Genomic DNA, 13426 nt, shown 5'->3' on the forward strand with positions numbered 1-13426 from the left:
TCCTCCCTTCAGTCCTCTCCAACTAATGCAGTTCCGATACGGATAAAAGTTGACCCTTCTTCTATAGCAATCATATAATCATTAGACATTCCCATTGACAACTCTGTACACGGGGCATTATGGAGAGCCATTTCTTGTATCTCTTGTTGTAACGTCTTTAATTTTCTAAAGCAGCTTCTAAGCATCTCTTCATCATCTGAGTGCGGAGCCATCGTCATAAGTCCAACTACTTTAACTTTTTCAAATTTCGTTAAATCTTCCAAAAATGCCTTTACTTCCTGTGGAGTTAAACCATGTTTTGATTCTTCTCCAGAAACATTTACTTGGACAAAACATGAAACAGGCTTGTCCGCTCGTTTATTTATTTCGCTTGCTACTGAAAGCCGATCTAATGAGTGTATGTACGACACTTTATGAATGATGTTTTTCACTTTTCGCGACTGCAATGTTCCGATGAAGTGCCAAACCGCTTCTTGGCTAATATTGTCCCTCTTTTCTAACAATCCTACATCTCTATTTTCCCCCAGATGTACAAGACCCGCTTCTAGAGCTTCTTGCGCTCTTTCATTAGAAACATATTTCGTAACTGCAACAATATTAACTTCATCCACATTTCTGCCTGAACGCTCGCAAGCAATTCTAACGTTTTCTTTAACAGATTTAAGTTTATCTATCACTTTCATGAAATATTACTCCTTCCAGCCGATAAAACTCATCATTCTTCCAGTTTTCCCTTCGTCTCTTCGATAAGAATAGAACTGTTGATCATCACAAGAAGAACAATAACCTGATGTGAAGATATTACTAGAAAGAACACCCGCTTTTTTCAAAAGAAGAGAATTTAACATTTTTAAATCTAGACTGTATTGTCCTCTTTCCTTTAAATTATATGGTTTTTCACGTTCATCATCTAGTATTTTTTCCACTTTGTCTATTACACGATTATCTACAGTATAACATTTTTCGCAAATAGACGGCCCGATAACAACTTCAATATCATTTATATCCGAACCTAACCGAATAATTTCTCTTATCATTTTCGGTCCTATTTCAGCAACAGAACCTTTCCACCCAGCATGTGCGAGCCCCAGTATATTCAATTTTGTATCAAAGAAATAGAGCGGTACACAGTCAGCATAACACATCGTAAGCAATGTACCTTTATTAATCGTAATGAATCCGTCAGTATCTTTAATACTACTAGTATAATCTACTGTTCCTTTTCCGTGGTCTTCACTCGTAACTACATAGATATTATCATTATGTGTCTGTTCTGCACACACCCACTTGGTTAAAGGAATTTCGATTAACGAAGCAAGCTTTTCCCTGTTTTCAACAACTGCTTTTACAGTGTCACCAACATGTAGGCCCATGTTCAAAGAATGAAAAACAGAATTACTATTCCCTCCATTTTTAGTAGTAAATCCTGCGACCAATTTTGGATATCGCTGCGTCCATAACTCAAGGTTAAAAACAAGTTCCTGTTCTTTGATAAATGGTTCTTTCGACAATTTAAGTCTCCTTTTCGTTTTCTTTAGTTTACCATAGAGCATTAGCATTCGACACAATGAAATTGTCTAGTTCTTACGGTTAGAGGCTTGAGATCTTTTTTATACTTAGTATCTGCTTGATTACTTATGGTGTCAGTCCCCTACAGAAATGACCACTTTTTTAAAAGTGTGAGTAAATCACCATTTTAAAAATTAGAAAGGGGAACATCCCCCTTTCTTTTGCCTCTATGCAGAATAAGTGAGTTCCTTCGTTCAAACCGCTTCCACTTTGCTTTTTGTCCGGATATAGCGGTTAGATGTGACAGACTTTTCTTATCCTGATTCTTTTGGTTCTTGTAATTGCCCTTGCATATAGTGACTTTCTTTAAAGCGCACTAAAATAACGTCTTCTCCAATTTTCACAATATTACTCCAAGGAATGACAACATCCTCATCTCTACCAAAAAAACCAAGTAGCTTCCCACCGCCTCCGATAACAATTGCTTCAATTCGACCAGTGTTCAAGTTAATTTCAATATCGCCAATATTACCTAACTTTCTGCCATCCGAAATACTGACAACATCTTTTATTTGAAATTCTGAAATTCGTACCATTATTCACCCTCATTTCAGTGTTCTTACTAAATTATATGCAAAAAAAAGAAAGGCAGACCCCTTGTTCATGATTCACAAGGGGTCGCCTTTCTTTTTTCAATTTTATGGTATTAGAAATGCAAATAAGTAATAAAAATTTGATCATAATTTTCTATTGTCTGCTGATTACGCTTTAAAGGCAAAAGGCGCCTTTAAAGCGTAATCCCTATTTCTTCGTGAGCTGAACAAACCGCTTCCGCTTTTCCTATTGTCTAGCTCCAGCGGTTAGCCCCTCGAGGTCATAAGACACTCATCCCAAAAAGGCACAAAACGCCTTTCTGGGATGCTTGTCTTATGCTTGTCGGGCCTGAACAAACCGCTTCCGCTTTTCCTATTGTCCAGCTCCAGCGGTTAGCCCCTCGAGGTCATAAGACACTCATCCCAAAAAGGCACAAAACGCCTTTCTGGGATGCTTGTCTTATGCTTGTCGGGCCTGAACAAACCGCTTCCGCTTTTCCTATTGTATATTTTTATTCATGTGTTTAATGGCTGCTTTTTCTAAGCGAGAAACTTGTGCTTGTGATATCCCGATTTCTTCAGCCACTTCCATTTGGGTTTTTCCCTGAAAGAAACGTTTTCGAATAATAAGTTTCTCCCTGTCATTCAAACGCCGCATCCCTTCTTGGAGTGCGATCTCTTCAATCCAATGAAAGTCACGATTCTTTTCATCACTTAACTGATCCATCACGAAAATTGGATCACCCCCGTCGTTATAAATCGGTTCAAATAATGAGACAGGGTCTTGAATTGCATCAAGAGCAAATACAACTTCTTCATGAGTAACATCAAGCTCTTTTGCAATCTCCTCAGCAGTGGGCTCCTTTGATGTCTTCCCCATGAGCCTTTCTCTAACTTGTAAAGCTTTGTAAGCAATATCCCGAAGTGACCGTGAAACACGAATAGGATTGTTATCTCGTAAATAGCGTCGAATTTCACCAATAATCATTGGAACAGCATATGTAGAGAAGCGGACATTTTGGCTTAAGTCAAAATTATCAATAGATTTCATTAAACCAATACACCCTACCTGAAATAAGTCATCTACAAATTCACCACGATTATTGAACCGTTGAATAACACTTAGAACGAGGCGTAAATTCCCATTCACCAATTCTTCTCTTGCAGAAATATCACCTGCCTGCATGTTTTTAAAAAGTTCTCTCATCTTTTCGTTCTTTAGCACAGGTAATTTAGACGTATCTACACCACAAATTTCAACTTTATTTCGTGTCAATTCTTTCCCCTCCTTGTAGGAGCTGCTGTACAAAATTCATTATCTCCGCAGGAAGGAAAAATATGCATAATGATACTTTAACCTAATAAAGTAAAAGTCGGGAAAACCTATATTAAATCGAGTTTTTTCGTAAAAAAATTTTTTGTTGGATGAAAAATTTCAAGTGTATGAAACCAAGGTGTGTTATATAGATAATTCAAACTCTACTGTTCTTCAATAGACCCTTAAACAAAAAAATAAGAAAGAATCGTTACTATACTGGAGTGCTTTTAAATAAAGAAAAATAACTAGGAGCAAATGAAGTTCATTTGCTCCTAGTTATTTTTAACAACTTGGCAATTATGCATGATTCCTAAAGCGAAACCTCAATCAACAGGGGGTTACTGCCCGTTAATTCGGGATAAAGAAAATAAAAAGATACTAAACCATTTTATTAAATTCCTTCTTTAACCTCTTAATAATCCGTTTCTCAAGACGTGATATGTAAGATTGTGAAATACCTAGCATATCAGCCACATCTTTTTGTGTCTTTTCTTCCCCATCAACAAGACCAAACCGAAGCTCCATAATTTGTTTTTCTCTGTCTGTAAGTTCCGTTAAAGCTTTAAATAGTAATTTTTTATCGACCGTCGCTTCTAAATCCTTTGTAATTATATCATCGTCTGTTCCGAGAACATCGGATAATAATAATTCATTTCCATCCCAATCAATATTCAATGGTTCATCAAACGACACTTCTGACCGAATTTTATTATTTCGACGAAGATACATCAAAATTTCATTTTCAATACAGCGAGATGCATACGTCGCAAGCTTTATTTTTTTCTCTGGATTAAACGTGTTTACCGCTTTTATTAAGCCAATTGTCCCTATACTAATTAAATCCTCAATATTTATTCCCGTATTTTCGAATTTCCTTGCGATATACACAACAAGCCTAAGGTTTCGTTCGATTAATAATGACCGGGCTGCCTTGTCACCCTTAGGTAATTTTTGTAGTAATACCGCTTCTTCTTCCTTAGATAATGGAGGTGGAAGTGCTTCACTTCCTCCAATGTAATAAATCTCATCTGTTTTCAAACCAAGTTTGATTAATAATTTGTACCAGTAGTAAAGAAATTTGAGACGAAAGTTTTTCATTATTGCTCCCCCTTCTATTTTTCTTTAAATGTGAGTATAGTTATAATAACTCGCACTAGGAAACGTGCTGTATAGGTTTTTCCGCCATCATCTTTGGGTGTACAATTGCTTGAAAGCTATTATCAGCGGATAACGACTCTGCTCGAAAAACAATCAGTCCATTTGAAACCTGCCATTCCACTCCACCTTGATGCAGAATAATTGCATCAGGTTTAATTGCCGCTAAAAGCTGGCTTTTTCTTCCTACTGATTGAGCAGGAATAAATTTCATACGATCCGACCATGCAGTATCAAACACATTTCCTTCGGTAAATAAATCCGCTACGTCTGTTGAAAGAGCTAATATACTTTGAGGTAATTTATTTTCTAAACCTTTTGTCGAAACAATCATGACAGGTTGTTTTGTTATAGGATCTTGCAACTGATTTCCACTGTCTATTAGTCCACGAAATTTTAATATTGTATTATCTAAGCTTATTACTACATCAACAAGTTGATCATATTGAATTTTTACTGTTTTAATACTTTTGATTCTTCCATTAGAAAAGTACCAACTAAGTGGCAAGGCAAACATGACAAATATCCAGCTAATCGGATCACCAAACCCACGAATACTAGCCAAAACAATAGAAGACTCCGCACTTGGATCAAATCCAATAAAATAGTGGGTTCCAATGATAATACCGCCAGTTAAAAATGTCGTAAAGTAGAACATTAGTAGATTCGTAGTAAAATATCTTAATCGCCTATATCCAAATGCAATATAGATCATGATTACAGAAAATAAAAGTTTGATTAGAGGATGTCCACTTATATATGCATATGGTGAAAATGATATTAATATAATGAGAGATCCAACTAATCCGCCAAGGGCAACTCTCCAAAGGGATAATTGACGTTTTAAAAACAAACCTGTTAGCCACAATAATATGCTGTCGACAAACAAATTCAACAGCCAAATGACATCCAAATATAATGTCAATAACTCCCCTCCTTTTGAAATTTCCTTTTAACTATTATGTGAAGTATATCGTACATCCCCTTTTGAAGTGTGTCATTTCCTGTAAGCAAAACAAGAGAACTTTTTGTAGTTTAAAACGAATTTTGTCAAAGCTTTTTAGGGTTTTTGTGAAAAAACATGTATTTCAGAGTGAATAAGAGAAGGAGTTCAATGAATTAAAAGGTAGAATAAGAGATTTTATATATTAGAAGTAATCTTTTTTCTAATGATTAAAAGGAGCGGATGAAAAAGGTACCTCCCTCTTGACGAGAATAGGGCGTTTTAGAGCCAAAGAAAAGTGCCTATCTCCTTCTGAAGAAGGAGATAGGCACTTTTTGTTAACCCCACTTATGAAGCTTTTTATTAACGACGACGATTTCGATTACGCAGGAATGTAGGAATATCTAATGTTTCCTCCGCACCTTGCCCAGTATTTCGCTGTGGCTCTTCTCTTTTCGGCTCTTCTATTTTTGGTTCACGTTTAACAGTTGGTTGATTGTTACTAGGTGCTGGATTTTGTTTTAATCCACCGAAAGATCTTTGCGGCTGTTTTGTTGTTTGAAGTACTTCCTCACTGAAGCCAGTCGCAATAACAGTAACAACAATTTCATCCTTTAAGTTATCGTTAATAACAGAACCAAAAATCATGTTTACATCTTGATCGGAAGCTGATGCTACAATATCAGCAGCTTCCTGAACTTCATAAAGGCTCAAGTTTGAACCGCCTGTAATATTCATCAAAACGCCTTGTGCACCATCAATTGATGTTTCTAATAAAGGACTGGAAACTGCTTTTTTAGCTGCCTCTGCAGCTCTGTTTTCACCAGAAGCAACACCGATACCCATAAGAGCTGAACCTTTATTAGACATAATCGTTTTAACATCTGCAAAGTCAAGGTTGATTAGACCTGGAGTTGCAATCAAATCAGAGATACCTTGCACACCTTGTCGCAATACATTATCTGCCTCACGAAATGCTTCTAACATTGGAGTGCTTTTATCAACAATTTCCAACAAACGGTCATTTGGTATTACAATAAGTGTATCAACCGCTTCTTTCATTGAACCAATTCCGCCACCTGCTTGAGATGAACGCTTTCTACCTTCAAAAGTGAAAGGACGAGTAACTACCCCAACAGTTAACGCTCCAAGGTCGCGGGCAATTTGAGCAATAACAGGTGCTGCACCTGTACCAGTTCCTCCACCCATTCCGGCTGTAACAAATACCATATCTGCACCCTTTAGTGCTTCTTCAATTTGTTCCTTGCTTTCCTCTGCAGCTTTTTTTCCTACTTCTGGATTGGCACCGGCACCTAATCCACGTGTTAATTTCGCACCAATTTGCATTTTTATTTCCGCTTTAGATAAGTTTAATGCTTGGGCATCTGTATTTACTGCGATAAATTCAACGCCTTGCACACCATGTTCAATCATTCGGTTAACAGCGTTATTTCCACCGCCACCGACACCAATAACTTTTATAGTGGCTAATGAATCTAAATTTGTATCAAACTCCAACATGACAAATCCTCCTATTTCAACGAATCCTAGCCTTTTTGAATCTACTCAAAAAAGTATCCAAAGAACTTTTTAACTTTTGACATAGTTTTTTCTTCTTCTGGCTTTTCTTCTTTCACTTTCACTTGTTGTGTTTTTTGATTATCAGGTTTTGCTGGACGTGCCTCGTTCAATTCTTTAGGTGAAGGGGATGAACTAACACTTCTCCCCTGCAATCTAGCATTTTTATGAGCATATTTTATCAACCCTACAGCAGTAGTGTATTGAGGCTCACGAACGCCAATGTAATCTGGAATAGCTACCCTGACTCGATTTTGGAATACTAGTTGTGCTAATTCTAGCACACCTGGAATATTTGCGACACCACCAGTGAGCACATACCCTCCAGGAAGGTCATTTATACCCATTCTTCCAAGCTCATGTTGAATCAAGTCTAATATTTCTTCTAATCTAGCTTCTATAATATCAGAGATTTCCAATTGATTAAATTGTTGATGTTGATCACTTCCGATAATTGGAACGCTAAATACCTCATCTTCAGAAGCATGGTCGTAAAAGGCATGTCCATATTTCGTTTTTATTTTTTCGGCATCCTCAGTAGAAGTCCGAAGTCCGATTGATAAGTCCTTTGTAATGTGCTCGCCACCAACTGGCAAAACGGAAGTTGCTTTTAAATGCCCTTGTTCAAAAACAGCGATAGTAGTAGAACCACCACCAATGTCTACTAGAGCTGAGCCAAGACTTTGCTCATCCTTAGACAAGGCTATAGTTCCTGCCGCCAGTGGTTGAAGGATAATATCTACTATCTCTAAACCAGCTTTTTCTACGCACCTTAAAGTATTATGTAAAATAGTCTTAGAACCGGTTATTATCGTTCCTTCCATTTCAAGACGAACACCAATCATTCCACGAGGATCAGTAATCTCATCTAGTCCATCAACAATAAATTGACGTGGAATCACATTGATTATCTCCCTTTCAGGTGGAATAGAAACCACTTGGGCTGCATCCATAACTCGAGTCACATCTTCATCCGTTATTTCACGGTTTTCACTAGATACAGCAACCACTCCATGACAAGATTGAAGCATAACATGATTCCCTGTAATTCCAACAATAACTTGATTGATGTTCATACCCACCATACGTTCGGCCTGCTCCACTGCCCGCTTAATTGTTTGTACTGTCTCGTCTATATCTACAATTGAACCTTTTTTAATCCCCTCAGATTTCACATTTCCTACACCGATAATATTAAGAGAATCTTGACCCATTTCGCCAATGATTACTTTTACTGTGGATGTACCGATGTCAAGGCTGACAAATATTTCATTGCTGTTCAATCTATGGCACCTCCTTAAAAATAACTAGTTCGAACAACAACTAAAAGCATGTATTCTAGTATATCTTACATATTGTTATTCGTCGTTATGAAAATAATTCCCTTTTAATTTTTTAATTTTTTTCCCTTTTTTCACTATTTATCGTCCAGTTGTTAATTAAAATCCTTCTAATTACAGCAATATTCTGAAATAATCTTACACCGAAGGCAAAAACAGCTGCTAGATACAAGTCTACACCAAGATGGACACCTAGAAAAGCTAAACTTGCAGCTAATAATATATTAAAAAAGAAACCTGAAACAAATACTTTATCGTCGTAAATATTTTGAAGGTGGGCGCGTATACCACCAAATAATGTATCAAGGGCTGCTAATACCGCAATAGATAAGTAATTCGAATATTCATCTGGAATTCTTATATCGGTGAGGAGACCTAAAATAATCCCCAGAATCAACCCTAATATGGGCAGCCACATCTTATTCATTTCCTCCTTTTTCCTTAACAGGTTCCATTTGTTTAACGCGAATTGTTTCTTTGTATGCCGGAACTGTTATTTTTTCTTGAGGTTTTGAAATAGATACACGTAGATTATCTATAAAAAAGTCCTCCACCGATTGAGAAACAGACATACGATTGTACAATTTTTCCGCCGTCTGAAGGTCCTTAGTAAGTACCCTCACTTCAAAAGGTACTTTCTTTATTGAAATGCCGTTCACTTTTGTTTCCCCATTTATATCACGGATAACAGATGTATTAATCAGCCGTTGTCCACTGATTGAAATGTCTGTTGCTTCATAACTGTTTAATTCATTTACAAGCCTTTCAAGCAAGTCAGGCGAAACATTATGTACTTTTTCCCCCAGCAAAACTTCTTCTAATGCTGGTTCGATCGTTAAAATAATTCCCGGACCCGTTTTATCTGTTAGCCCCGCTTCTTTTTTAAGTTCTTCCAATGTTTCCGTTAATGCCCCTTCAGGACTAGTCTGCTTCTCTTTTTCATATTGTTCAAGCTTCATTTCAACAGAACGCATCTCTTGGTATAAATTAGAACGAAGCTCTTTTTCTTTAACGAGAGCTTCCCTCAATTCCCAAATGTCCCTTGTATCACGAACAACGGGCTCTTTAACTGTCTGGAATTGAATTGCTACCATAAACCCGATGATAATCGTAATCAAAAAGAAGCTTATTTTATTATTCACTCCATTTCACCTTACTTTCTATCCCCTTCCTTCATTTCAACATTTTGAAAAAATTGGAATAAAAGAGACATCGTACATCTATGAAAATGCTAGGATTCACCAATAATTGGCTCTAATACTATCTCCTTTTTCTTTTCTAAAGAAAATAAAATATTATCATTTACGAGCTGCTCTTTTACACCACCTATGATGTTCATTGCTGAAGCCAATACGTCTGCGTCACCAATTGCAGAAATTTCAAAAGGGGCAGGATACTCCACACCATCTACTACAATAACGGGGCCTGTACACTTAATATAGGAGTTATGCTTTAAGCGCTGCCCATTGATTGCTACAGCCGATGCCCCTGCAATATACAATTCATTGATCACTTTAAATACATGATGTTCATGTACGATATAGTTGTTAGCATTTTCTTCACTTGGTTTATAATTTGCATCAGCTAAATTAACTTTTATTCCCGGTCCTTTCACCTTCATTTTCCCTAGAAACATACGATACTTTTCCGCGTCCTCAGCTAGGTTAAATAGCACTTGCTCTTCTTTCGCCAGACCTTCTTCTATTTCTACCATTTTTTCTTGTTTTTCATATAAGTCATCTTGAAGTTTGTTATTCTCTTGTTGTTGTCTCAGAATCTGGTCACGCAATGCTTCTTCTTGCCTCCATTGTCTATCGGTAAGGCTATTGCCTGTTTCCTCTTCTTTGTTTGCTAAACTGTAGGAAAAAGCAAGGATAAACCCTAAAACTAGACAAACAAGTGAAAGAACGACTTGTTTACTCCTCACCTTCAACCGTTTCATTTTCTTGTTCACCTTCCGTTTCATATGCTCTGAAGTAGGATCCTACTTCAAGATCTATAATCCCTTTTTTGGAAGGATCCAACTGACTGGCGATAGAGGGGTAATGAACCATTTTTTCTGAAAAAGTACGAATAGTAGCACTTACTTCAAAACCATCGTTCATATAAAGCGAGATATGAAGAGGATCCGTCTTTTTCGGGACCAACTGAATTTCTGAGATAAGATGTTGGACTTCTTTAGGTAGTGCCGTAAGTTCTTCCATCATATTGGCAAGAACATCATTCTCTTTAAATCCAACTAGTAGTGGCGCATCCACAGGAATAGAATCTGTACCTTGACCTAACACTTTTCCATTACTTAAAATCACAAAGAATTTATTTTTTTTAACTAAATAAGCTTCTTTTTGAAATTCTTCAATTTGGATGTTTATTGAGTTAGGAAAAGAGATTGCTACTTTCGCACTTTTGACTTCAGGAAGTTTTTCAAGCTTATCTACTGTTTGGTCTTTACTAACACTCCAAATATTCATATCTTTACTAATATCACTTTGCTTAATAACCCTTTTCTCTGAAAGAAGCTCATTTCCTTCCACATCGATGTTTTGAACATGACTGAGTGGTGATTGAAAATAAACCACAGATAAGATTAGCACAATAAAGAAAGAAAGCAGTAAAATGAGTCTTCGATTAGCTTTCTTTTTCCGATGCTGCTTTAATTTCGGAATTCGTTCTTCTATGGAAACGACTTTTTTCTTCTTCATTTCGTCCCCCCATGACACATATCTTTCTGGTGAGCAACATTACTTGTTCATACTCAGCAGAATTCGTTAATTCTATTTTATATGAAGGGAAAAGATGTTAAAAGAGGAAGAGCTAATATTTTCCGCCATTCGTCACAATTTGTTATTAATTGCTTCGAGTTTAGATAAAAGCAATCACTACTAAAAACAAAAAAAGATTGGCAAGCTTATGTAGAGAATATAAGGGCATCTTATTTAATTCCCAACAATCTTATATTTTAAACAGATTCGTTATGTAAGAAAACCGATGTTATCAAATTGTAAATAACCTGGTGCTAAACAGTAATAAAGGATGCTGAATTGTAAAAGGCCATTAAACTTTGCCTAATTATTATACTACCATTTCTAGAACTAATCTCCTATAAATCACAAAAAAAACATCTGAAAACTATTTCCTTATTGTGGTACACACTACATTTTCGCCTTTTATATTAACTTTTTTCTAAAAAATTGTTGCTTTTAACAACAGTTGAAAGCACAGAGTGGATTGAAGAGGAAGGCACTGGACTCCTGCAGGATATAGAGAAAAAGTCGAGACCTCGGTAGACGGAACGGGTGTCTAGCTCTAGCGGAAAGGAACGGTCCATTTTCCACAAACAACGAACTTTACGAAAATAACCTTTATATTTTTAACCAAAAAAAAGATCAGACAAAAAAGGGTGTACTCCCCAACCAGTCTGACCTTTCTATTTCCTACCCTCGAGAATACCTACTCACATTAAGCAAAACACCCACTGCCATTAACATAAGTGTCAAAGAAGAGCCTCCGTAACTTAGGAAAGGAAGGGTTATCCCCGTAACAGGCATTAATCCAGTGACAACACCCACATTTATCATTACTTGAATTGCAATCATCGAGACAATACCTACTGCTAGGAAACTTCCATATAAATCCGGTGCACCTAGTGCAATTCTAATTCCCCTCCATAAAAGAAGAGCAAACAACAGTAAAACGAAGCTTCCACCTATAAAACCTAGCTCTTCCGCTAAAATAGCGAAGATGAAATCATTTTGGGGTTCTGGTAAATAGAAAAACTTTTGCCTGCTCTGTCCAAGACCTAATCCAAATAACCCACCCGGTCCAATTGCATACAGTGACTGAATTATTTGAAATCCACTATTTAAAGGATCCTCCCATGGGTCTAAGAAAGATGTAATACGCTTGATTCTATATGGTGCAGATGCTACAAGGCCCACAAATCCTGCTAGTCCAAGTAATCCCAGACCAACAAAATGGCGAATTCTTGCTCCAGAGATAAAAATCATTACAATACAAGTCCCGACCATTACAGTCCCTGTCCCTAAATCGGGCTGGAGCATAATCATGCCAAAAGCTATAAATACAAGAAGCAATGCAGGTAAAACACCTTTATTAAAGGAAGTAATATACTTCTGCCGTTCTGAAAGGTACTTTGCTAAAAATGCAATCATGGCCAATTTCATAAATTCTGATGGCTGAATCGAAAATGCCCCAATCCCAATCCAACTTCTTGAACCATTTCGAAGCACACCTATTCCGGGAATTAAAACTAAGACTAAAAGGACAAAACAGATGATAACAATCACTTTGGCCCATGTTCTCCATGTCCAATAATCAACATTCATAATAAAAAACATCGCAACAATACCGACTCCTGCAAAAAGAAGTTGTCTTTTTGCAAAATAAAATGAATCATCAAACTTATAATCAGCCCATACAGCACTTGCACTATATACCATTATTAGTCCGACAGTAAGCAATAATAATGTGATAATAATTAAAATGAAATCTGGCGTTGATTTTTTTAAAGGCAACTAAAACACCTCGGGTAGACTTATTTGAGCCGTTACGAGCAAACATGTTGTCTAAAAACCTAAGATGTTTGTGTTCAATCGAGTGATGGGTGTTACAGAAACTAGCTAATCCTTCAATAAAAGTTTCTCTAATAATCATAAAAAGACATCACTATTACACAATGCTTTTTATGAACCTTTTCTCCACCACTACTGCTTCTAGTTGTTAAGTAAACTGTTGTCTGGTTCTAGCGGCTAGGGGCTCGAGGCATAAGCCAAAAAGCGCCTTCCGGGATGCTCGCCTTATGCTTGTCACCTCTGAACGAGCCGCTTCCGCTTTTCTTTGTCTAGCTCCAGCGGCTAGCCTCTCGAGGGCATAAGCCAATCATCTCAAAAAGGCAAAAAACGCCTTCCCGAGATGCTCGTCTTACGCTTGTCGAGGCTGACCAAGCCGCTTCCGCTTTTCTTTCTGTTTG

General features: G+C 37.0%; 13 protein-coding genes. All 13 read right to left on the reverse strand.

Going from position 1 to position 13426, the window contains the following annotated elements; genetic code table 11:
* Positions 1-8: 8 nt before the first annotated feature.
* The gene (locus ACFSUL_RS19390; RefSeq protein ID WP_377937628.1) at positions 9-683 is read right to left on the reverse strand and encodes a YggS family pyridoxal phosphate-dependent enzyme; all 675 of its coding nucleotides are present in this window, start codon (positions 681-683) and stop codon (positions 9-11) included.
* 6 nt (positions 684-689) lie between these two features.
* Complete coding sequence (pgeF, locus tag ACFSUL_RS19395) at positions 690-1511, reverse strand: peptidoglycan editing factor PgeF (RefSeq protein ID WP_377937630.1); 822 nt, start codon at positions 1509-1511, stop codon at positions 690-692.
* Between the two features lie 312 nt (positions 1512-1823).
* Positions 1824-2105: a YlmC/YmxH family sporulation protein gene (locus ACFSUL_RS19400; RefSeq protein ID WP_071412902.1), complete on the reverse strand. Its 282-nt coding sequence runs from the start codon at positions 2103-2105 to the stop codon at positions 1824-1826.
* A gap of 496 nt (positions 2106-2601) precedes the next feature.
* Positions 2602-3378, reverse strand: coding sequence for an RNA polymerase sporulation sigma factor SigG (gene sigG / locus ACFSUL_RS19405; RefSeq protein ID WP_377937633.1), 777 nt, complete (start codon positions 3376-3378; stop codon positions 2602-2604).
* 420 nt (positions 3379-3798) lie between these two features.
* Positions 3799-4518, reverse strand: a complete 720-nt coding sequence (gene sigE / locus ACFSUL_RS19410; protein WP_071412904.1) for an RNA polymerase sporulation sigma factor SigE — start codon at positions 4516-4518, stop codon at positions 3799-3801.
* A gap of 55 nt (positions 4519-4573) precedes the next feature.
* Complete coding sequence (spoIIGA, locus tag ACFSUL_RS19415; protein WP_377937636.1) at positions 4574-5500, reverse strand: sigma-E processing peptidase SpoIIGA; 927 nt, start codon at positions 5498-5500, stop codon at positions 4574-4576.
* Positions 5501-5881: 381 nt separating this feature from the next.
* Positions 5882-7039, reverse strand: coding sequence for a cell division protein FtsZ (gene ftsZ, locus ACFSUL_RS19420; protein ID WP_377937638.1), 1158 nt, complete (start codon positions 7037-7039; stop codon positions 5882-5884).
* A 41-nt stretch (positions 7040-7080) separates the two neighbouring features.
* On the reverse strand, positions 7081-8379 hold the full coding sequence (ftsA, locus tag ACFSUL_RS19425) for a cell division protein FtsA (RefSeq protein ID WP_377937640.1): 1299 nt from the start codon (positions 8377-8379) through the stop codon (positions 7081-7083).
* A gap of 112 nt (positions 8380-8491) precedes the next feature.
* A complete protein-coding gene (locus tag ACFSUL_RS19430; protein WP_071412908.1) occupies positions 8492-8854 on the reverse strand; it encodes a small basic family protein in 363 nt (120 codons plus the stop codon).
* Between the two features lies 1 nt (position 8855).
* Positions 8856-9530, reverse strand: coding sequence for a DUF881 domain-containing protein (locus ACFSUL_RS19435; protein WP_377937789.1), 675 nt, complete (start codon positions 9528-9530; stop codon positions 8856-8858).
* A 137-nt stretch (positions 9531-9667) separates the two neighbouring features.
* Entirely contained in the window at positions 9668-10378 is a 711-nt protein-coding gene (locus ACFSUL_RS19440; protein ID WP_377937642.1) for a DUF881 domain-containing protein, read from the reverse strand.
* Positions 10353-11138: a cell division protein FtsQ/DivIB gene (locus ACFSUL_RS19445; RefSeq protein WP_377937644.1), complete on the reverse strand. Its 786-nt coding sequence runs from the start codon at positions 11136-11138 to the stop codon at positions 10353-10355. The genes ACFSUL_RS19440 and ACFSUL_RS19445 overlap by 26 nt, the downstream gene beginning before the upstream one ends.
* A 732-nt stretch (positions 11139-11870) precedes the next feature.
* The gene (spoVE, locus tag ACFSUL_RS19450; RefSeq protein ID WP_377937646.1) at positions 11871-12971 is read right to left on the reverse strand and encodes a stage V sporulation protein E; all 1101 of its coding nucleotides are present in this window, start codon (positions 12969-12971) and stop codon (positions 11871-11873) included.
* Positions 12972-13426: the final 455 nt, after the last annotated feature.

Source organism: Bacillus seohaeanensis, from assembly GCF_042684945.1.
GTDB lineage: Bacteria > Bacillota > Bacilli > Bacillales > Bacillaceae_B > Rossellomorea > Rossellomorea seohaeanensis.